We start from the raw sequence: 19,885 nt of genomic DNA, 5'->3' as shown, positions 1-19,885 counted from the left end.
GGGGCCTGTGGACAACTCAGGACCGGGGGCCTGTGGACAACTCCGGGGTCGGGTGGTGCCGACGGTAAAGTCGCCCCATGAAGAAATGGGAATACGCGACCGTTCCGCTCCTCGTGCACGCCACGAAGCAGATCCTCGACACCTGGGGTGAGGACGGCTGGGAGCTCGTCCAGGTGGTGCCCGGGCCCAACCCCGAGCAGCTGGTGGCCTACCTGAAGCGGGAGAAGCAGGCGTGAGCAGCGTCGAGGCGCGTCTCGCCGAGCTCGGGGTGACGCTGCCGGAGGTGGCGGCGCCACTCGCCTCCTACCAGCCCGCGGTCCGTTCGGGTGCGTACGTGTACACCAGCGGGCAGCTCCCGATGGTCGAGGGCAAGCTCCAGGTCACCGGCAAGGTGGGCGCCGAGGTCACGCCGGAGGAGGCCAAGGAGCTGGCCCGCGTCTGCGCGCTGAACGCGCTGGCGGCGGTCAGGTCCGTGGCCGGGGACCTGGACCGCGTCGCGCGGGTCGTCAAGGTCGTCGGGTTCGTCGCCTCCGCCCCCGACTTCACGGGGCAGCCCGCCGTGGTCAACGGCGCGAGCGAGCTGCTCGGTGAGGTCTTCGGCGACAAGGGCGTCCACGCCCGCAGCGCCGTGGGCGTGGCCGTCCTGCCCCTCGACGCCCCCGTCGAGGTCGAGATCCAGGTCGAGCTCACCGACTGACGCCACCGCCTCCGTCACCGCTTCCGCCGACGGGGCGCCTGCCGACGGGGCACGCCCGCCGGGTGGGACGGCACGTTGTCCGTGCTTCCCGCCCGCGGGACCCGCGTCCGCCCGGCCTGCCTCGGCCCGGCCCGCGTCCGCCCGCCTCGGCCAGGCCCGCGTCCGCCCGGCCCGCCTCCGCCCGCGGGACCGGCGGACATCGCGTGACCGCACGGGGGCTCTCTCCGTCCGCAGGGGACCGTCCCCCTGACCTGGCCCCGGCCGAGGTTCCCCCTCGAAGATTCGTCCCGCGGCGGATAGCCTCCCCGCATGGCGAATGGTCAGTGGTACCCCCCGGAGTGGCCCGAGCGCATACGCGCCCTCGCGGCCGGCACCCTCACCCCCGTGACCCCCCGCCGCGCCGCCACGGTGATGCTGCTGCGCGACACCGACCAGGGCCCCGCGGTGCACATGCTCCGCCGCCGCGCCTCCATGGCCTTCGCCGGCGGCGCGTACGCCTACCCCGGCGGTGGCGTGGACCCCCGTGACGACGACCGCCAGGTCCGCTGGGCGGGCCCTTCCCTCGCCGCGTGGGCCGACCGCCTCGGCGTCGACGAACCCGCCGCCCAGGCCATCGTCTGCGCCGCCGTGCGGGAGACCTTCGAGGAGGCCGGCGTCCTGCTGGCGGGCCCCACGGAGGACACCGTGGTCGGCGACACCACCGGCGAGGACTGGGAGACGGACCGTGCCGCCCTGGCCGGTCACGAGCTCTCCTTCGCCGAGTTCCTGGACCGCCGCGGCCTCGTGCTGCGCTCGGACCTCCTGGGGGCCTGGGCCCGCTGGATCACCCCGGAGTTCGAGACCCGCCGCTACGACACCTTCTTCTTCGTCGCGGTGCTCCCCGAGGGCCAGCGCGCCCGCAACGTCTCCACCGAGGCCGACCGCACCGTGTGGACCCGTCCCGCGGACGCCGCCGCCGGTTACGACAAGGGCGAGCTGCTGATGATGCCGCCCACCATCTCCACCCTCCGCACCCTGGAGGCCCACCCCACGGCCGCCGACGCGCTGGCCGCCGCCTCCGGGCGGGACATGACCCCGGTGCTGGCCGAGGCACGGCTGGTGGACGGCGCGGTCGAGCTGGTCTGGCCCGGGCACGAGGAGTTCACCAAGCGGGTGACCGCCGGCGCCGCGGAGGGTCCGGCCGCATGACGGACGCCGCCGCCCTGCCCGGACACCCACGCGGCGTCGTCGCCTCCGGGCGTGCCACCGCCCGTGCCGTCAACGTGCTCGCGCCCAACCCGTCCCCGATGACCCTCGACGGCACCAACACCTGGGTGCTCGCCGAGCCGGACTCCCGGCTCGCCGTGGTCGTCGACCCGGGTCCGCTGGACGAGAGCCACCTGGCCGAGGTGATCGACACCGTGGAGCGCTCCGGTCGCCGGGTCGCGCTGACCCTGCTCACGCACGGCCACGCGGACCACGCCGAGGGGGCTAAACGTTTCTCCGAGCTGACCGGCACCAAGGTCCGCGCCCTGGACCCGTCGCTGCGCCTCGGCGACGAGGGCCTGGCGGCGGGCGACGTGGTGGAGCTGGAAGGGCTGGAGCTGCGCGTGGTGCCCACCCCCGGCCACACCTCGGACTCGCTCTCGTTCCACCTGCCCGCCGACCGCGCGGTCCTCACCGGCGACACCGTCCTGGGCCGCGGCACCACGATGGTGGCCCACCCCGACGGGCGGCTGGGCGACTACCTGGACTCGCTCCGGCGACTGCGCTCCCTCACCGTCGACGACGGCGTGCACACCGTGCTCCCCGGCCACGGCCCGGTCCTGGACGACGCCCAGGGCGCGGTCGAGTACTACCTGGCGCACCGGGCCCACCGGCTGGCCCAGGTGGAGACGGCCGTGGAGAGCGGCTGCCGCAGTGCCGAGGAGGTCGTGGCGCTCGTCTACGCGGACGTGGACCGCGGGCTGTGGCCCGCGGCCGAGCTGTCGGTCCGCGCCCAGCTGGAATACCTGAGGGAGCACGGGCTGGTCTGACCGGCCCGTACTCCCTCAGGGGTTGCTCCGTCCGCGCGGCCGTCCGCACGACGTCCGCGCGGCGCAGGCGCGGCTCAGCGGCTGCGCTTCGCCAGCCGCTCGACGTCCAGCAGGATCACCGCACGGGCCTCCAGGCGCAGCCAGCCGCGCCCGGCGAAGTCGGCCAGCGCCTTGTTCACCGTCTCGCGGGAGGCGCCCACCAGCTGGGCCAGCTCCTCCTGCGTGAGGTCGTGGACGACGTGGATGCCTTCCTCGGACTGCACGCCGAAGCGGCGCGACAGGTCGAGCAGGGCGCGCGCGACGCGGCCGGGCACGTCCGAGAACACCAGGTCGGACATCTGGTCGTTGGTCTTGCGCAGGCGCCGGGCGACGGCGCGCAGCAGGGCGGCGGCCACCTCCGGGCGGGCGTTCAGCCAGGGCTGGAGGTCGCTGTGGCCGAGGCCCAGCAGCTTCACCTCGGTCAGCGCGGTGGCGGTCGCCGTGCGCGGGCCCGGGTCGAAGAGCGACAGCTCACCGATCAGCTCACCGGGGCCGAGCACCGCCAGCATGTTCTCGCGGCCGTCCGGAGACGTCCGGTGGAGCTTCACCTTGCCCTCGGTGACCACGTACAGGCGGTCACCCGGGTCGCCCTCGTGGAACAGCGCGTCGCCGCGTGCGAGGGTCACCTCACTCATCGACGCGCGGAGCTCCGCGGCCTGCTCGTCATCGAGCGCCGCGAAGAGCGGGGCGCGCCGCAGAACGTCGTCCACGAGATCTCTCCTATTCGACCTGCTCAGGGAATCCTGTCCCCCCGGTTACCGTCCGTACCACCGGTCGTCCAGGGGCCTTGGTTCCCCATTTTGCCGGAGGGTCCAAACAGTGTGATCTGTCACAAGGATGCCGCACTGGTGTGCCAGACATTGCGCCAGGGGCCCAATTGAGCCGTGATCCCCGGGGTACGCGGCGGATGTCCATGCGGAGCCTTAGGCTGGCCGGGTGTCCGAAACGCCGACGACTACACGGCCCAGGCGGTCCGACCGGGTGATCGGACAGGGTGATTCCGCCGTCGGCGAACAGACCACGAATGGAGCGACGAACGTGGCGGACGACGAGACCCGCGAGCCGGCCGGCGCCACCGCGCGGGCGGACGCGAGGGCCGCGAAGGCGGACGCCGAACCGGCCGAGAAGGCCGGCACAAAGGCCGCCGAACCGGCCGCGAAGGGCGCGGGCGGGAAGCCCGCGGCGCGACGGGCCGCCAAGCCGGAGTCCCGCGTCGCCCTGGTGCGCCGGGCCCGCCGGATCTACCGCGAGCTGGCGGAGGTGTACCCGTACGCCCACCCCGAGCTGGACTTCGAGAACCCCTACCAGCTGCTCGTGGCCACCGTGCTCTCCGCCCAGACCACCGACCTGCGGGTCAACCAGACCACCCCCGCGCTGTTCGCCAGGTACCCCACCCCCGAGGACCTCGCGGCGGCGAACCCGGAGGAGGTGGAGGAGATCCTCCGCCCCACGGGCTTCTTCCGCGCCAAGACCCGCTCGGTGATGGGCCTGTCCAAGGCCCTGGTGGAGCAGTTCGGCGGTGAGGTGCCCGGGAAGCTCGAGGAGCTGGTCAAGCTGCCCGGCGTGGGCCGCAAGACCGCCTTCGTGGTGCTGGGCAACGCCTTCGGCCGCCCCGGCATCACCGTCGACACGCACTTCATGCGTCTGGTGCGCCGCTGGAGGTGGACCGAGGCCTCCGAGCCGGAGAAGATCGAGGCCGAGATGAGCACGCTCTTCCCCAAGCGGGACTGGACGATGCTGTCCCACTACGTGATCTTCCACGGCCGCCGCATCTGCCACGCCCGCAAGCCCGCCTGCGGCGCCTGCCCGATCGCCGAGCTCTGCCCCTCGTACGGGGAGGGTGAGACGGACCCGGAGAAGGCGAAGAAGCTGCTGAAGTACGAGAAGGGCGGCTTCCCCGGCCAGCGGCTCAAGCCCCCGCAGTCGTACCTGGACCACGGCGGCATCCCCGCCCCGCCGCTGGGCAAGGAATGAGGGAACCGTCGGGCGACGCCCGGCGTGGGAACGATGGACGGATCACGAGACGTTGAACGGCGGGGCGTGCGACACGGAACCGGGGTGGCGATGACACGTGCGAGCGACGCGGACCGCGGTGCGACGACCGTGTCCGGCGGCATCGGCCTGTCCGCCCGAGGGCTGCCCTCCTGGCTCGGCCCGGTGGCCGAGGCCGTGGAGAGGGTCGAACCGCGCCAGCTGAGCCGCTTCCTGCCGCCCGAGGACGGGCGGGGGCGGCAGTCCGCCGTGCTCGTCCTGTTCGGCGAGGGCAAGGACGGCCCCGAGATCCTGCTGACCGAGCGGGCCGGCTCGCTGCGTTCGCACGCCGGTCAGCCCTCGTTCCCCGGCGGCTCCCTCGACCCCGAGGACGGCGATCCGCACACCGACGGTCCGCTGCGCGCCGCCCTGCGCGAGGCCGAGGAGGAGACCGGTCTCGACCCGGCCGGCGTGCAGCTCTTCGGCGCGCTCCCCAAGCTCTACATCCCGGTCAGCGGCTTCGTCGTCACACCCGTGCTGGGCTGGTGGCGGGAGCCCAGCCCGGTGCGGGTGGTCGACCCGGCGGAGACGGCCCGCGTCTTCACCGCCCCGATCGACGAACTCGCCGACGCCGCCAACCGGGCGATGGCGGTGCACCCGAGCGGTTACCGTGGTCCCGCCTTCCTGGTGCGGTCCGCCCTCGTGTGGGGGTTCACCGCCGGGATCATCGACCGTCTGCTGCATTTCGCGGGCTGGGAACTTCCCTGGGACCGCGACCGCGAGGTGTCCCTCGACCGCAGGTCGTGACCGGGACCCCGACGGGAAGGGACGACGGTGGGCCCCGGCGGACGAGGTGCGGTGGCCGGGAGAGGACGAGGCGAGGCGTGAAGCGTTGAACGTGCTGGACATTCTGTTGCTGATCGCCGCCGGCTGGTTCGCGGTCGTCGGATACCGCCAGGGCTTCGTGGTCGGCATCCTGTCGGTGATCGGCTTCCTGGGCGGCGGTCTGATCGCGGTCTACCTGCTCCCGGTGGTCTGGGACGCGCTCACCGACAACTCGCAGGTCAGCACGGTCGCGGCGGTGGTCGCGGTGATCGTCGTGATCGTCTGCGCCTCCGTCGGGCAGGCGCTGACCACGCACTGGGGCGGCAAGCTGCGGCGCCGCATCACCTGGTCGCCGGCCCGCGCGCTCGACGCGACCGGCGGTGCGCTGGTCAACGTGGTGGCCATGCTGCTGGTGGCCTGGCTGATCGGCTCGGCGCTGGCCGGGACGACGCTGCCGACCGTCGGAAAGCAGGTCCGCACCTCCCAGGTGCTCCAGGGCGTCTCGCAGACGCTGCCGGACCAGGCCGACACCTGGTTCGCGGACTTCTCCTCCGTGCTCGCCCAGAACGGCTTCCCGCAGGTCTTCAGCCCCTTCGCCAACGAGCCGATCCGCGAGGTCGCCCCGCCGGACGCGGCGCTCGTCGAGAGCGAGGTGGCGGTGCGGGCCAAGCGCTCCATCGTCAAGGTCATGGGCACCGCGTCCGGCTGCAGCAAGGTCCTGGAGGGCACCGGCTTCGTCTTCGCCGGACAGAGGGTGATGACCAACGCGCACGTCGTCGGCGGGGTCGACGAGCCGACCGTGCAGATCGGCGGCGAGGGCCGCCGCTACGACGCCACGGTGGTGCTCTACGACTGGCGGCGCGACATCGCCGTCCTCGACGTCCCGGCCCTGACGGCCAAACCGCTGCGGTTCGCCTCCCAGCCGGCACGGAGCGGCGACGACGCCATCGTCGCCGGCTTCCCGGAGAACGGCGGCTACGACGTCCGCGCGGCCCGCGTGCGCGGGCAGATCCCGGCCAACGGGCCGGACATCTACCGCCGCTCCACCGTGCAGCGCCAGGTCTACTCGCTGTACGCGACGGTGCGGCAGGGCAACTCCGGCGGGCCGCTGCTGACCCCGCGCGGCGAGGTCGCCGGAGTGGTGTTCGCCAAGTCGCTGGACGACCCGGACACCGGCTACGCGCTCACCGTCGACGAGATCAAGGACGACATCGAGCAGGGCCGTCGCGCCGACCAGCAGGTGGACAGCGACCAGTGCGCCCTGTGACGAGGTCCTCGTCACCCCGGTGAGCCCGTCCGGCGCGCGGGGCCTCCCGCGCCGGGAGGCCCCGTTGCCGGGAGGCTCCCCGCCGGAAGACCGCGCGCCGGGCGGCGCCGGTCGACGGTGCGAAGCGGCCGAAGAAGTCGGTCCGGGGAAAGACGGTGCCGAGGCAGGTCAGGCGCGCTGCTGGCGCAGGCGCACGGAGACCCACCGGGCGCGCCGGCGCAGTATGCCGCCGATGCCCACGCCGAGGTCGGTTGCCGGTGCCCGCGGTGCCCCACGGCGGCGGCTGCCCGGCCCATCGGCGGAGCGGCGGTCACGTGCTGCGTCACTGAAGTCGTACGTCCAGCCCATACCCCGACGTGTGCCCCTGGCCCAAGGTCGATAACCTCGCCGGACGACCCCAATTGGCCTATGCGGCAGGCATGGGCTGTTCGTAGGACAGGAAGCCGGGTCCGGATATCGGTCGGTCACCTGCTCGGACGGCTCCGTGGCAGGGGGCGCGCGTGCGCCGCGGGCGCGCCGGTGTGCGCCCGTGCGCCTGCCCCGTCCGGTCGTCCGCCCGGCGGTCCGTTCCGCTGTCCGCCGAGCTGCGCGCTCAGCCGTCCGCTCAGCGGTCCGGCTCGGGGTCCTTCAGCCAGTTCACGAGCTCGGTGGAGAACGCCACCGGGTCCTCCTCGTGGGGGAAGTGACCGAGGCCGTCGAAGAGCCGCCACCGGTAGGGCGCCTCGACGTACTCCCCGGAGCCCGCGGCCGTGCGGGTGCGCATCACCGGGTCCAGCGAACCGTGCAGGTGCAGTGTCGGCACCCGCACCGGACGCTTCATGCGCCGGTTGAACTGAAGGCCGTCGGGGCGCAGCAGGGACCGCACCATCCACCGGTACGGCTCGACCGAGCAGTGCGCCGTGGACGGGATGCACATCGCCCGCCGGTAGACCTCGAGAACCTGCTCGTCGGGCCCGCCGCCCGGCCCCGACCACTCGCGGATCAGACGGCCGACCAGCTCCCCGCCGTCGGCGGTCAGCTGCCGCTCGGGGACCCAGGGCCGCTGGAACCCCCAGATGTGGGAGCCGGCCGAGGACTGCCGGGGGTCGGACAGCATCGACGAGCGCCACCGGCGGGGGTGGGCCATCGAGGAGACCACCAGTCGGCGCACCAGCTTGGGCCGCATCGCCGCCGCCGTCCACGCCAGGTAGCCGCCCAGGTCGTGGCCGACCAGGGCGGCGTCGGGCTCGCCCAGCGACCGGACCACGCCGGTGATGTCGAGCGCCAGGTTGGCGGGGTCGTAGCCGCGGGGGGTGCGGTCGCTGCCGCCGACGCCCCGCAGGTCCATCGCCACGGCGCGGAAGCCCGCGTCGGCGAGGGCGCTCATCTGGTGGCGCCAGGCCCACCAGAACTGGGGGAAGCCGTGCAGCAGCAGGACCAGCGGGCCGTCGCCCAGCTCGGCGATGTGGAAGCGGGCGCCGTTGGCGGCGACGTCGCGGTGGATCACCTTCCTGCCGTCGGGCAGGTCGACCCGCACCGCCGAGGCGGGCTGCGCCGAGGGAGTGGCCGGTTCGGTCATGACGACGAGCGTGCCACAGAGTCGAGCTGCTTGGCGTACAGGTCGGCGGGGGCGGCGGGCGCCACGGCGGGGCGGGGGTGCGGCTTGGCGTTCTGCAGCACCTCGGCGGTCCGCTTCATCTCCTCGCTCACCTGCTGCGGGCCGCGGCTCTTCTTGGCCTTCTTGACGAAGACCATGCCGATCAGCACCAGCACGAGGGCGACGACGAGGGAGGCGGCGAAGGAGAGCAGGAAGCAGATCGCCAGGTTCCACTCCGACCAGGTGTGGATGCCGTAGGCCAGGGCGAAGCTGAGCATCGGCAGGGAGAACACCAGCAGGGCCAGCGCCACGGTGAAGAGGGCCGAGCCGGTGGCGCCTCGTTTGACGTCCTGCTTGAGCAACGCCCGCGCGTAGGCGATCTGGTCCTGGACCAGAGCGGACATCTCGGTCGACGCCGTGGCGAACAGCTGACCCATGCTGCGTTCGGTGCCGACCGGGTTGCCGTCGGGTGCGCTCATCGCGGACTCCCTTTCCTGCCGAGTTCTGTACCGTCCAGTCAGATCATGCCGGACCCGCACGAACCTTGCGCGCACCGGCCGGTAGTAGAGGTACCCCCGATCACCCCCGCTGTACGTCGCCCCGGGCGAAGACCTGAAGAAGAGTCACGGCAGAAGTCGCGGAGCCGGGCAGGCCGGTGCGCCCTCACTCGCGTCGCTCGGCCGCCATCGTCTCGGCCAGGCGACGGTGCTCGGCGGCCTTGCGCTCCAGGATCCGCGCCATCCGCAGGTGGTACTCCGGGTCGTCCTGGGTGTATACGTCCGGGATCCCGTCGCTGTCCTCGTCCCGCTCCTCCTCCTCGGTCAGCCGCCGGTACGTGGCGTTGCGCAGCCGCAGCAGCACGCCGGCGAGCAGGGCGGCCAGGAGCGAGCCGACCAGGACGGCGGCCTTCACGTGCTCGGTGAGCTCGGCGTCGCCTTCGAAGGCCAGCTCACCGATCAGCAGCGACACAGTGAACCCGATGCCCGCGAGGGTGGCCAGGGCGAACACGTCGGCCCAGGCCAGGTCGTCGCTGAGGGCGGCGCGGGTGAAGCGGGCGGCCAGCCAGGTGCCGCCGAAGATGCCGACCGTCTTGCCGACGACGAGGCCCAGCGTCACGCCCAACGTCTCCGGCTGGGTGAACACCGCGGCGAGGTCGCCCCCCGCCACCGGCACCCCCGCCGCGAACAGCGCGAACAGCGGCACGGCCAGGCCCGCGGAGAGCGGCCGGACCAGGTGCTCGATCCGCTCGCCGGGCGAGACGTCCTCGCCCTCGCGGCGCGAGCAGCGCAGCATCAGGCCCATGGCCACGCCGGCGATCGTCGCGTGGACGCCGCTGTTGTACATCAGGCCCCAGATCACCAGGCCGAGCGGCACGTAGATCCACCAGCCGCGGACGCCCTTGCGGAGCAGGAACCAGAAGACCGCCAGCCCGGCCGCCGCCCCGCCCAGGGCGGCGAAGTTCAGGTGGTGGCTGAAGAAGATCGCGATGACCACGATGGCGAGCAGGTCGTCGACCACCGCGAGGGTCAGCAGGAAGGCGCGCAGCGCCGAGGGCAGCGAGGTGCCTATCACCGCGAGGACGGCCAGCGCGAAGGCGATGTCCGTGGCGGTCGGGACCGCCCAGCCGGACGCCGACCCGCCCATGGCGCCGGTGACCGAGAGGTACACCAGGGCGGGCGCGACCATGCCGCAGACGGCGGCGATCACCGGGAGGGCGGCCGCCTTGGGATCCTTGAGGTCGCCGGCCACCAGCTCGCGCTTGAGCTCGATGCCGGCCACGAAGAAGAAGATCGCCAGCAGGCCCTCCGAGGCCCAGTGCTCGATCGACAGGTCGAGACCGAGGACGGACGGCCCGATGTGGATGTTGCTGAAGGACTCGTAGCTGCCGCTGATGCCCGGTGCGTTCGCCCACACCAGCGCGGCGACCGCGGCGATGAGGAGCAGGACGCCACCGACCGTCTCGGTACGCAGGGCGTCCGCCAGGAAGCCGCGTTCGCGCAACGAGACCCTGCGGAAGGCCTCGTTGGGCGCGGGATCGGTGGTGTGCTCGGGCTTCGCCATCAGGGCGCTCTCCTGGGTGGTCGGGGCATGGCTGTAGTCATGCCGACCAGACTTCCCGGCGCACCTGAGGTCTTTGCGTCACCACGCTGAGAGCACGGAGACATAAGACGCGATCATCAGCCTACCCAATGGGGCAGGGAAGTGGCAGGGCGGCCCGGGCTCCGTCGCGCTCTCGCGCGGAACCCGGGCCGCCACAGCCGCCACAGCCGCCACGGCGGCCCGCTCCCGGCTGTGTCGAGGTCCTGCCGCCTCAGTCGGAGTCGCTCTGCGCCGACGGCAGCTTGTCCTGGATGAGCTGCATGACCCCGGCGTCGGTCAGCGTGGTCACGTCACCCAGGGCCCTGTTCTCCGCCACGTCCCGCAGCAGACGGCGCATGATCTTGCCGGAGCGGGTCTTGGGCAGCTCCGCGACCGGCAGGACGCGCTTGGGCTTGGCGATCGGGCCGAGCGTCGCGCCCACGTGGTTGCGCAGCTCGTCGACCAGACCGTCGTCCTCGGAGGCGTTTCCGCGCAGGATGACGAAGGCGACGATCGCCTGGCCGGTCGTCTCGTCGGCCGCGCCCACCACGGCCGCCTCGGCGACCTTCGGGTGCGAGACCAGCGCGGACTCGACCTCGGTGGTGGAGATGTTGTGGCCGGACACCAGCATCACGTCGTCCACCCGGCCGAGCAGCCAGATGTCGCCGTCGTCGTCCTTCTTGGCGCCGTCGCCCGCGAAGTACCTGCCGGGGAAACGGGACCAGTAGGTGTCGATGAACCGCTGGTCGTCGCCCCAGATGGTGCGCAGCATCGAGGGCCACGGCTCGGTCAGCACCAGGTAGCCGCCGCCCCCGTCGGGCACCTCGTTGGCCTCGTCGTCCACCACGGTGGCCGCGATGCCGGGCAGCGCGACCTGGGCGGAGCCGGGCTTGGTCTCCGTGACGCCGGGCAGCGGAGAGATCATGATCGCGCCGGTCTCGGTCTGCCACCAGGTGTCCACGACCGGCTTGGAACCCGCGCCGATGCGGTCGCGGTACCAGACCCACGCCTCGGGGTTGATCGGCTCGCCCACCGAACCGAGCACGCGCAGCGAGCTCAGGTCGAACTTGGCGGGGATGTCGTCGCCCCACTTCATGAACATGCGGATCACGGTGGGGGCCGTGTAGAGGATGGTCACGCCGTACTTCTGGACGATCTCCCAGAAACGGCCCTGGTGCGGGGTGTCCGGGGTGCCCTCGTACATGACCTGGGTGGCGCCGTTGGCCAGCGGGCCGTAGACGATGTACGAGTGGCCGGTGACCCAGCCGACGTCGGCGGTGCACCAGTAGACGTCGGTCTCCGGCTTCAGGTCGAACACCGCGTGATGGGTGTACGCGACCTGGGTCAGGTAGCCGCCGGAGGTGTGCAGGATGCCCTTCGGCTTCCCCGTGGTGCCCGAGGTGTAGAGGATGAACAGCGGCTGCTCGGCCTCGAACGCCTCGGGGGTGTGCTCGGCCGACTGCCGCTCGGTGATCTCGTGCCACCAGACGTCGCGGCCCTCGGTCCAGTCGACCTCCTGGGACGTGCGGCGGACCACCAGCACGTGCTCCACGCCGTCGACCTTGGTGAGCGCCTCGTCCACGGCGGGCTTGAGCGCGGACGGCTTCCCGCGGCGCCAGCCGCCGTCGGCGGTGATGACCACCTTGGCGTCGGCGTCCTTGATGCGGGTGGCCAGCGCGTCGGCGGAGAAGCCGCCGAAGACCACCGAGTGGGCGGCGCCGATACGGGCGCAGGCCAGCATCGCGACGGCCGTCTCCGGGATCATCGGCATGTAGACGGCCACCCGGTCGCCCTGGCGGACGCCCAGTTCGAGCAGCGCGTTGGCGGCGCGGGAGACCTCGTCCTTGAGCTCGGCGTAGGTGATGGCGCGCGTGTCGCCGGGCTCGCCCTCGAAGTGGATGGCCACCCGGTCGCCGTTGCCGGCCTCCACGTGACGGTCCACGCAGTTGTAGGCCACGTTGAGGGTGCCGTCCTGGAACCACTTGGCGAACGGCGGGTTCGACCAGTCGAGCGTCTCGTTCGGCTCGGTGGCCCAGGTCAGCCGGCGGGCCTGCTCGGCCCAGAAGCCGAGCCTGTCAGCCTTGGCCTGCTCATACGCCTCCGCGGTGACGTTGGCCGCGGCGGCCAGGTCGGCGGGGGGTGCGAACCTGCGCTCCTCTTTGAGCAGGTTGGCCAGGCTTTCGTTGCTCACGACATCTCCCATTCCAAGGGTGTCCGCTGTGTCCCAAGCCACAGCTCATCAGACCGGAGGGAGTACTGACAAGGGTCGACCGGAAATTGGTGTAGACCTGTGCGGGTTTCCTCCGGGGCTGCGACCTCGGTCTTCGCGGTGGCTTGCGCGGATCGGTCATCCGTTGTCACGTACGGCCGCGCGGCGGAGTTCAGCGGGGGACCCGCCCCGGGGCGCGACGTCACACGCGACACCACGACGCGACGCACGCCCGGCGCCGCCGAGCCGTTGCCGGGCCGCCCGCGGGGCGCGGGCCGGTCCGCGTCGTGATGGACGGACTACCCGCAGGTGGTGACGTCTACCCATGGGTGGGGCCGACGGGGAGCGGCGGCCGGCGGCCGGACAGGTGATGGGGTGCGGCCGCGGCGGCCGGGCGGCCGGGCGGCCGGGTGTACTCGGGGCACGGTGGGACCGTGGCGGCTGGACTCGGGGCACGGTGCGGGACCGGGACTGTGGCGGCGGGCCGGATGCGGCACCGTCGCGGTGCCCGGCGGGCCGCGGTGCGGTGCGGGTTCTGTCGCGGCGATCCGTGCCCGGTGCCCCCTCCCGCGGTGACGCGCCACCGGGCTCACGTGCCGGTCGGCGGGGGACCACCCGCGTGCCGGTCGGTGTGCCGACCACCCGCGTGCCGGTCGGCCGAAGGGCCCCGCGAATCGGCGGCCCAGGTCGGTGGCGCCCGGGCGGCGAGGCCTGATCGGCCCCGCCGCCCGCGCGCCTCTGCATGGCAGGCGGTCAGCTCGCGCCGGTCAGATCGGCCTCCGACTCCCGGACGTCGTCGAAGACCGGCGTGCCGCGCGACTCGGTCAGCAGGTAGGCCTGAGCCTCGCCGACGTGGAAGTACATGCCGTTGAGCTCCAGGCGCCCCTCCGCGACGGCCCGGGCGACCGACTCGTGGGCCTTCAGGTGCTCCAGCTGCTGCGCCACGTTGGTGAGACACAGGAGCTCGACCGCATCCGCCGGATCCCTGGCGGCCAGCCGCGCCGGAGGATGCGCGCCGGAGGCCACGCGGCGCAGGCTGGGCAGCCCGTGCCGCAGCCACCGCTCCAGCGGGGTCCCGTCACCGCCCGGCTCCGAGTCGAGCAGGGCCTGCATCGCGCCGCATCCGGAGTGGCCGCAGACCGTGATGGAACGGACCCGCAGGACGTCCACCGCGTACTCGATGGCGGCTGCCACCGAGTCGTCGCCCGACTCCTCACCCGGCGGCGGCACCAGGTTCCCGACGTTGCGGACGACGAAGAGGTCACCCGGCCCGCTCGTGGTGATCATCGACGTCACCAGCCGCGAGTCGGCGCAGGTGAGGAAGAGCTGCGCGGGCCGTTGCCCCTCCCGCGCCAGCCTGGCCAGCTCGCTGCGCACCAGGGGTGCGGTGTCCCGCTGGAAGGCGCTGATGCCGCGCACCAGCTCGTGCTCGCTGGGCGGCGGTCCGCCGGGCGCTCCGGAGGCGTCCGGTGGACCGGGTGGGCAGGGCTCGGCCGCGGTCGGCGTGCCGACGGCCGTCAGGCCCGTGCGCAGACCGGTGAGGCGGACGGAGCCGCCGTGCGCCCGGTGAGAGGTGCGCCAGTCCTGGAGCGACTCGTACGCGGCGTGGTCCACGAAGGAGCCGTGCAGCTCCACCATCGCGTCGGCGCCCTCCGGGATGAGGTGCAGCACCCTGCTGAGCCGGGGAACGGCGAGGAAGGTCAGCTGTCCGCGGACATGGACGCGGTGGACGCCCTCGCGCACCTCGTGGGTGATCCGGGTGTGGGTCAGGCGGTGGAGGGCCACCGCGACCGCGGCGAGCACGCCGACGCCCACGCCCTGGAGGACCCCCAGAAAGGTGACGGCCACGGCGGTGACCGCGTACACCAGGGCCTCGCGGTGGCGGTTGACCGTGCGGATGTGGTGGAGGGAGACCATCTGGACGCCGATCGCCATCACCAGGGCGGCGAGCGCCGCGAGCGGGATCAGCTCCAGCGCGGGCACCAGGAGCAGTGCCGCGGCGGCGATCCACAGGCTGTGCAGCATCGCCGAGTTGCGGCTGACCGCGCCGCAGCGGGCGTTGGCCGAACTGCGCACCGCCACGCCCGTGACCGGCAGGCCGCCCAGGGCGCCGGAGGCCATGTTGGCGAAGCCCTGGCCGCGCAGTTCCCGGTCGAGGTCGGCACGCGGCACCGGCGGGCCGCCACGGGTCGCGGCGATCTTGTCCACGGCCACCGCGGAGAGTAGCGTCTCCACGCCGCCGACCAGGGTGATGGTGAGCACCGCCGCGGCCAGCGGCAGCGCGGGGCCCTCGGGGAAACCGGCCAGCGCGTGGTTGGACCAGGAGGGGAGGTCGACGCGGGGGAGGCTGAGCCCCAGGGCGAGGGCGACGGCGGTGGCCGTCAGCATGGCGGCGAGCGCGGCGGGGACGAGGCGCATGATCCGCCCGGCCGCGCCGGGGATCCGCGACCATCCGAGCAGCACCGTCAGGGTCAGGGCGCTGACGGCGACGGCGCCCGGGTGCAGGTCGGCCAGCTGGGCGGGCAGCGCGCGGAGGTTCTCCGGGACCGAGCTCTGCGGGGTGCCGCCGAGGACGATGTGCAGCTGGGCCACGGCGATGGTGACGCCGATGCCGGCCAGCATGCCGTGCACGATGGCCGGGCTGACGGCGAGTGCGGTGCGGGCCACCCGGAGCCAGCCGAGGGCCACCTGGGTCACGCCGGCGAGGACGGTGACGGCGCAGGTGGTGCGCCATCCGTACTGCTGGATCAGGTCCGCGGTGACCACGGTGAGGCCGGCCGTGGGCCCGCTGACGGTGAGCGGGGCGCCGCCCAGACGGCCGGCGACCAGGCTGCCCACGGCGGCGGCCACCAGGCCGGCCTGGAGGGGAGCGCCGGTGGCCAGCGCGATGCCCAGCGAGAGCGGCAGGGAGATCAGGAACACCGTGACCGAGGCGGACAGGTCGGCGGGCGCGATCCTGAGGCGGCGCCACCGGGGCGGCGGACTGTGGGGACGGTGGATGCGCCCGGCCTCGTGGGCCTCGGCGCGGTCGGGAACGCTGGCGGACATGATGCGCGTATCTCCTCCGGGACAGCGCGGTCGCGCGAAGGCTCGCCGACCGCGGACGACGGCACTGGACTGTGGCAATGGGCCGACCGCAGACCGTGCGGATGCGACGCGTGCCAACTCTCAGTAAACGAACAGTAATTCTGAGTAAAGAGCTCGTACAGAGAAAACGTGCAAATGGCCTGATAAGTCATCCAGAAGGGTGAAGGGTTATTTTCATCGGCTTGTCATACAAATACCTTTGCTCCCTCGTGCGACCGTGACGGCTCCGCCGGGCCTCCGGCGGTCCACCGGGGAGCGCCTCAGTGGGCGCTCGGTCTGAGCGAAGGAAGAAGGTGGGGCGGGAGATGACCGCCAACCGGAGAACTGTCGCCGTGCTCGTGGCGGCGGCGGCCTGCGCCGTGTCACTGGCCGGCTGTGGAACAGGGGCCGACGGCGCGGCAGGCGCCCAGGGTGCGGCGGGCCCCAAGAAGGGTGCGCAGAAGAAGGCGCCGCAGGTGGTCCGTCTCATCGGGGACGGGTCCACCGCCTATACCGGGGCGCAGCCCCATCTGCCCAAGGCCTCACGGCTCAAGCCCGGGCAGCGCCCTCCGCAGTTCGTCGTCTTCTCCTGGGACGGCGCCGGCGAGGACGGGCAGAAGCTCTTCTCCCACTTCCGGAAGGTGGCCGCCGAGAACAAGGCCACCATGACCTACTTCCTCAGCGGCGTGTACATGCTGCCGGAGGAGAAACGTTCCCTCTATCAGCCTCCCGGGCACTCCGCGGGAAGTTCCGACATCGGCTTCAACGACGTCCAGGGGGTGGCCGCCACCGTCGAGCAGCTGCGCCAGGCGTGGCTCGAGGGCAACGAGATCGGCACCCACTTCAACGGCCACTTCTGCGGGGGCAACGGCGTCGGCAGCTGGTCGGTCGAGCAGTGGAAGAGCGAGATCGCGCAGGCCAAGAGCTTCGTGCAGACCTGGAAGACCAACACCGGTCTCAAGGACGCCCAGCCGCTGCCGTTCGACTACGAGAAGGAACTGGTCGGCGGCCGGACGCCCTGCCTGGAGGGGCAGCAGAACTTCCGCGCGGCCGCCCGCGAACTGGGCCTTCGCTACGACACCAGCGGCGTCCGCGAGCAGGTCTGGCCCGAGCGGAAGGACGGGCTGTGGGACCTGTCCATGCACATGGTCCCGGTGCCCGGCCGCGCCTTCGAGACCATCTCCATGGACTACAACTTCATGGTCAACCAGTCCGGGGGCAGTACCCGTGGCAACCCGGCCATGCACCAGCAGTGGGGCGACCAGATGCGGGACGGCCTGATGGCCGCCTTCCGCCGCTCGTACGACGGGAACCGGGCGCCGGTGATCATCGGCAACCACTTCGAGTCGTGGAACGGCGGCGTCTACATGCGGGCGGTCGAGGAGGTCGTCAAGGGAGTGTGCACCCAGCCCGAGGTGCGCTGCGTCTCGTTCCGGCAGCTCGCGGACTGGCTGGACGCGCAGGATCCGCAGACGATCACCAAGCTGCGGACGCTCGGCATCGGACAGGCGCCCCAGGAGGGATGGCAGCGCTTCATGACGTCCCCGGCAGCTCCCGCGAAGCCCGCGAATCCTGCGGATCCCGCCGCCCCGGCGGATCCCGCGGCTCCTGCCGCGCAGGCTCCCGGCCGCTGACGGCACCTCGCCCTCGTAGGACATCGTGCGGCACCGCTCGCCAGGGAGTGCGGCCGGAAACCCCGGCCGCACTCCGTGCCGTCATCGCCCGAGGAGGCCGGGCGCCGAGGGTTCAGGCCGGCTCGCTCACCCGCTCGTCGAGGACGAAGCCGGGGTCCACCTGCTGCGCCAGGTCGGCCCCCGTCCTCGCGTTCCCCCAGGACTCGGCGTTCCTGAGATGGAAGTGCACCATCTGGCGGGTGTACCGCTCCCAGTCCCGCGCCTCGTAGCGCGCGTCGGCCGCGGTGCGCAACGCCTCCAGTGCGGCCCGGTCGGCGGCGTCCAGTTGGTCGAAGCACGGGGGCCGGCCCTTCTCCATCGCCCGGACCCAGTCCGAGTGGCCGACCGTCACCAGCAGGTCGTCGCCGACCTCGGCGCGCAGGAACTCGATGTCCTCGGGGCCCTGCACCTTGTTGCCCACGACCTTGAGGGCGACCCCGAAGTCCCGGGCGTACTCCTTGTACTGGCGGTAGACCGAGACGCCCTTGCGGGTGGGCTCGGCGACCAGGAAGGTCATGTCGAAACGGGTGAACATGCCCGAGGCGAACGAGTCGGAGCCGGCCGTCATGTCGACCACGACGTACTCGTCGCGCCCGTCGACCAGGTGGTTCAGGCACATCTCCACGGCGCCGGTCTTGGAGTGGTAGCAGGCCACCCCCAGGTCCGACTCGGTGAAGGGGCCGGTGACCATCAGGCGGACCGCGCCCCCGTCCAGTTCGACCGGGCGTGCGCATGCCTCGTACACCGGGTTCTGCTCGCGTACGCGCAGGAGGCGGGAGCCCTCGCCGGGCGGCGTGGTCTTGATCATCGCCTCGGCGGAGGCGATCCGCGGATTGGTGCCGCGCAGGTAGTCCTTGATGAGGGTGAGGTGCCGGCCCATCGCGGGCAGGGTGGCGGCCTCCGCCTCGTCGAGGCCGAGCGCGGCTCCCAGGTGCTGGTTGATGTCCGCGTCCACGGCGATGACCGGCGCCCCGGAGGCTGCGAGATGGCGTACGAACAGCGAGGACAAGGTCGTCTTGCCGCTGCCGCCCTTGCCGACGAAAGCAATTTTCATGTTCACCTAGCGTAGTAGGTCCATCGCTCTGTGTGGCCGATCCGCCGGTAATCGTCCTGACGACCACTCCATCGTGGGGCCTCCGCCGGAACCGCGGTCAAGGCTCGTCCCTCGCCGTCACTTGCTCCGGTGCTCCCCGGGCGGGGTGCCGGGCCGGGCGATGTGGGGCCGGGTGAGGGCGCGTAATGTCGTACTCATGAGTACGACTGGCGCGTCCGCCGACCCGCTCGCGGCCCTGGGTTCCCTTCCCGGTGTGGCCGACTCCGTGGAGTCCGTCCGCAAGTACGTCGACCGGGTCTACGGCCACCGCATCATGCGTCGCCGCAGCAACGAGATCACGTCCGAGGCCGCTCTGCGCGGAGCCCGTGGGTCCGCCGCGCTGGCCGGCGCGGACTGGGCGCTGGAGGAGGTCCGCCGCAGGGCCGACTTCAGCGGTGACGACGAGGCCCGGGTGGTGGGCGCCGCGCTGCGGCTCACCGCGGAGGCGGGGCAACTGCTCTCCATCTGGCGGCAGTCACCGCTGCGGGTGCTGGCCCGCCTGCACCTGGTGGCGGCCGCGGGCGGCGGCGACGACATCGGGCGCCCCCGGCTGGCCGGCGAGACGGTCGACGAGCCGCTGATCGAGCTGCCGCTGCCCGACGCGGACGAGGTCGCCGGACGACTGGACGGGCTCGCCCGGCTGATCATCGACGGCGGCTCGGCGCCCGCCCTGGTCAAGGCCGCGGTGGTGCACGGCGAGCTCCTCGCGCTGCGGCCGTTCCGCTCGCACAACGGTCTGGTGGCCAGGGCCGCCGAGCGGATCGTCCTGGTGGGCAGCGGGCTGGACCCCAAGTCGATCTGCCCGGCCGAGGTGGGGCACGCGGAACTGGGGCGGGCCGCCTATAGGGCGGCCCTGGACGGCTACGTCTCCGGGACTCCGGAGGGGATGAGCGCCTGGATCACGCACTGCGGCAAGGCGGTCGAGCTGGGCGCCCGGGAGTCGACGGCGGTCTGCGAGGCGCTTCAGCGCGGCGCCGCCTGAGACGCGGCCGGCAGGGCGGGGGCGGGGGCCCAACCGCCCCGCACGGGCCCGCACAGGGTTGCGGCGGCACGAGTTCTCGTGCCGCCGCTCGCATGACGCCGCCGGGTTACCAAGCGTCCTCGTAAGTCGCCCATCAGGCCGGGAACTTTCTCCCGTGGCCTGGTGCGGCTGGCCCGTAATCGACGGGTCGACGTCGCGTGGGTGCCCGGTTGTTCATGCTCCGGTCCGTGGGGCCATTGCGTTGCGAAGGTCATCCCGTCGGATGTCCCCGGTCTCGCGGGCCGTTAAGTCCTTTGTACTCCTGTTGTGCGGCCTGTGTGAACCCCTGTCGGAATTCGTTTGATTTGCCGTTCAAGTACTTCGCTCGAACACTCCGCGCCGGCCGCAGGGGGC

Annotated in this window: 17 protein-coding genes; 9 read left to right on the top strand and 8 right to left on the bottom strand. The window is 72.5% G+C overall.

Features of this window, described 5'->3' with window-relative positions; genetic code table 11:
* The first annotated feature begins 77 nt into the window (after positions 1 to 77).
* The 4 genes from sp36 to ABT026_RS09830 all read left to right on the top strand — a co-directional run bounded on the left by sp36 (position 78) and on the right by ABT026_RS09830 (position 2,712).
* Positions 78 to 236, top strand: a complete 159-nt coding sequence (sp36, locus tag ABT026_RS09845; protein WP_107473408.1) for a Sp36 family protein — start codon at positions 78 to 80, stop codon at positions 234 to 236.
* Positions 233 to 697 (top strand): RidA family protein, encoded by a 465-nt coding sequence (locus tag ABT026_RS09840; RefSeq protein ID WP_351113625.1) that lies wholly within the window; start codon positions 233 to 235, stop codon positions 695 to 697. The genes sp36 and ABT026_RS09840 overlap by 4 nt, the downstream gene beginning before the upstream one ends.
* A gap of 309 nt (positions 698 to 1,006) precedes the next feature.
* Positions 1,007 to 1,885 carry an NUDIX hydrolase gene (locus ABT026_RS09835; RefSeq protein WP_351113624.1) on the top strand — a complete coding sequence of 293 codons (879 nt, stop codon included), beginning with the start codon at positions 1,007 to 1,009 and terminating at the stop codon, positions 1,883 to 1,885.
* Entirely contained in the window at positions 1,882 to 2,712 is an 831-nt protein-coding gene (locus tag ABT026_RS09830; RefSeq protein ID WP_351113623.1) for an MBL fold metallo-hydrolase, read from the top strand. Before ABT026_RS09835 ends, ABT026_RS09830 begins: the two co-directional genes overlap by 4 nt.
* 74 nt (positions 2,713 to 2,786) lie before the next feature.
* Here ABT026_RS09830 and ABT026_RS09825 read toward each other — a convergent pair whose 3' ends face one another.
* Positions 2,787 to 3,461, bottom strand: a complete 675-nt coding sequence (locus ABT026_RS09825) for a Crp/Fnr family transcriptional regulator (protein ID WP_108956964.1) — start codon at positions 3,459 to 3,461, stop codon at positions 2,787 to 2,789.
* A gap of 274 nt (positions 3,462 to 3,735) precedes the next feature.
* Here ABT026_RS09825 and nth point away from each other — a divergent pair, with 274 nt between their 5' ends.
* The 3 genes from nth to ABT026_RS09810 all read left to right on the top strand — a co-directional run bounded on the left by nth (position 3,736) and on the right by ABT026_RS09810 (position 6,814).
* Positions 3,736 to 4,725 (top strand): endonuclease III, encoded by a 990-nt coding sequence (nth, locus tag ABT026_RS09820; RefSeq protein ID WP_502967941.1) that lies wholly within the window; start codon positions 3,736 to 3,738, stop codon positions 4,723 to 4,725.
* Between the two features lie 90 nt (positions 4,726 to 4,815).
* On the top strand, positions 4,816 to 5,529 hold the full coding sequence (locus tag ABT026_RS09815) for an NUDIX hydrolase (RefSeq protein ID WP_351113620.1): 714 nt from the start codon (positions 4,816 to 4,818) through the stop codon (positions 5,527 to 5,529).
* A gap of 85 nt (positions 5,530 to 5,614) precedes the next feature.
* A complete protein-coding gene (locus ABT026_RS09810; protein WP_351113619.1) occupies positions 5,615 to 6,814 on the top strand; it encodes a MarP family serine protease in 1,200 nt (399 codons plus the stop codon).
* Between the two features lie 168 nt (positions 6,815 to 6,982).
* On the opposite strand, the gene ABT026_RS09805 is transcribed toward ABT026_RS09810, so the two are convergent.
* The 6 genes from ABT026_RS09805 to ABT026_RS09780 form a co-directional block, all read right to left on the bottom strand.
* Positions 6,983 to 7,162, bottom strand: coding sequence for a hypothetical protein (locus ABT026_RS09805; protein WP_351113618.1), 180 nt, complete (start codon positions 7,160 to 7,162; stop codon positions 6,983 to 6,985).
* Between the two features lie 256 nt (positions 7,163 to 7,418).
* Positions 7,419 to 8,372 carry an alpha/beta fold hydrolase gene (locus tag ABT026_RS09800; protein ID WP_351113617.1) on the bottom strand — a complete coding sequence of 318 codons (954 nt, stop codon included), beginning with the start codon at positions 8,370 to 8,372 and terminating at the stop codon, positions 7,419 to 7,421.
* Positions 8,369 to 8,869: a phage holin family protein gene (locus ABT026_RS09795; protein ID WP_351113615.1), complete on the bottom strand. Its 501-nt coding sequence runs from the start codon at positions 8,867 to 8,869 to the stop codon at positions 8,369 to 8,371. Before ABT026_RS09795 ends, ABT026_RS09800 begins: the two co-directional genes overlap by 4 nt.
* 184 nt (positions 8,870 to 9,053) lie before the next feature.
* Positions 9,054 to 10,451: a Na+/H+ antiporter NhaA gene (gene nhaA / locus ABT026_RS09790; protein WP_351113614.1), complete on the bottom strand. Its 1,398-nt coding sequence runs from the start codon at positions 10,449 to 10,451 to the stop codon at positions 9,054 to 9,056.
* 250 nt (positions 10,452 to 10,701) lie between these two features.
* Positions 10,702 to 12,702 carry an acetate--CoA ligase gene (gene acs, locus ABT026_RS09785; RefSeq protein WP_351113613.1) on the bottom strand — a complete coding sequence of 667 codons (2,001 nt, stop codon included), beginning with the start codon at positions 12,700 to 12,702 and terminating at the stop codon, positions 10,702 to 10,704.
* 729 nt (positions 12,703 to 13,431) lie between these two features.
* The gene (locus ABT026_RS09780) at positions 13,432 to 15,726 is read right to left on the bottom strand and encodes a SulP family inorganic anion transporter (protein ID WP_351113612.1); all 2,295 of its coding nucleotides are present in this window, start codon (positions 15,724 to 15,726) and stop codon (positions 13,432 to 13,434) included.
* Positions 15,727 to 16,070: 344 nt separating this feature from the next.
* Between ABT026_RS09780 and ABT026_RS09775 the strand changes: the two genes are divergently transcribed.
* A complete protein-coding gene (locus tag ABT026_RS09775; protein ID WP_351113611.1) occupies positions 16,071 to 17,378 on the top strand; it encodes a polysaccharide deacetylase family protein in 1,308 nt (435 codons plus the stop codon).
* 112 nt (positions 17,379 to 17,490) lie between these two features.
* Here the strand turns inward: ABT026_RS09775 and ABT026_RS09770 are convergent, their stop codons facing one another.
* Positions 17,491 to 18,471 carry an ATP-binding protein gene (locus tag ABT026_RS09770; protein WP_351113610.1) on the bottom strand — a complete coding sequence of 327 codons (981 nt, stop codon included), beginning with the start codon at positions 18,469 to 18,471 and terminating at the stop codon, positions 17,491 to 17,493.
* A 196-nt stretch (positions 18,472 to 18,667) separates the two neighbouring features.
* On the opposite strand from ABT026_RS09770, the gene ABT026_RS09765 reads away from it, so the two are divergent.
* The gene (locus tag ABT026_RS09765) at positions 18,668 to 19,492 is read left to right on the top strand and encodes a Fic family protein (protein WP_351113609.1); all 825 of its coding nucleotides are present in this window, start codon (positions 18,668 to 18,670) and stop codon (positions 19,490 to 19,492) included.
* Positions 19,493 to 19,885 lie beyond the last annotated feature (393 nt).

Origin of the sequence: Streptomyces sp. NPDC002734 (assembly GCF_040295685.1) — a bacterium.
GTDB lineage: Bacteria > Actinomycetota > Actinomycetes > Streptomycetales > Streptomycetaceae > Streptomyces.
The sequence above is the reverse complement of the archived record's forward strand: the minus strand, read 5'-3'. Positions and strand labels throughout refer to the sequence as shown.

Bases quoted from the DNA above. Each gene is read 5' to 3' on its own strand.
- ABT026_RS09830 (WP_351113623.1), top strand. From the start codon at position 1,882: ATGACGGACGCCGCCGCCCTGCCCGGACACCCACGCGGCGTCGTCGCC.
- ABT026_RS09795 (WP_351113615.1), bottom strand. From the start codon at position 8,869: ATGAGCGCACCCGACGGCAACCCGGTCGGCACCGAACGCAGCATGGGT.
- sp36 (WP_107473408.1), top strand. From the start codon at position 78: ATGAAGAAATGGGAATACGCGACCGTTCCGCTCCTCGTGCACGCCACG.
- ABT026_RS09815 (WP_351113620.1), top strand. From the start codon at position 4,816: ATGACACGTGCGAGCGACGCGGACCGCGGTGCGACGACCGTGTCCGGC.
- ABT026_RS09765 (WP_351113609.1), top strand. From the start codon at position 18,668: ATGAGTACGACTGGCGCGTCCGCCGACCCGCTCGCGGCCCTGGGTTCC.
- ABT026_RS09775 (WP_351113611.1), top strand. From the start codon at position 16,071: ATGACCGCCAACCGGAGAACTGTCGCCGTGCTCGTGGCGGCGGCGGCC.
- ABT026_RS09835 (WP_351113624.1), top strand. From the start codon at position 1,007: ATGGCGAATGGTCAGTGGTACCCCCCGGAGTGGCCCGAGCGCATACGC.
- ABT026_RS09805 (WP_351113618.1), bottom strand. From the start codon at position 7,162: ATGGGCTGGACGTACGACTTCAGTGACGCAGCACGTGACCGCCGCTCC.
- ABT026_RS09800 (WP_351113617.1), bottom strand. From the start codon at position 8,372: ATGACCGAACCGGCCACTCCCTCGGCGCAGCCCGCCTCGGCGGTGCGG.
- nhaA (WP_351113614.1), bottom strand. From the start codon at position 10,451: ATGGCGAAGCCCGAGCACACCACCGATCCCGCGCCCAACGAGGCCTTC.
- ABT026_RS09780 (WP_351113612.1), bottom strand. From the start codon at position 15,726: ATGTCCGCCAGCGTTCCCGACCGCGCCGAGGCCCACGAGGCCGGGCGC.
- ABT026_RS09770 (WP_351113610.1), bottom strand. From the start codon at position 18,471: ATGAAAATTGCTTTCGTCGGCAAGGGCGGCAGCGGCAAGACGACCTTG.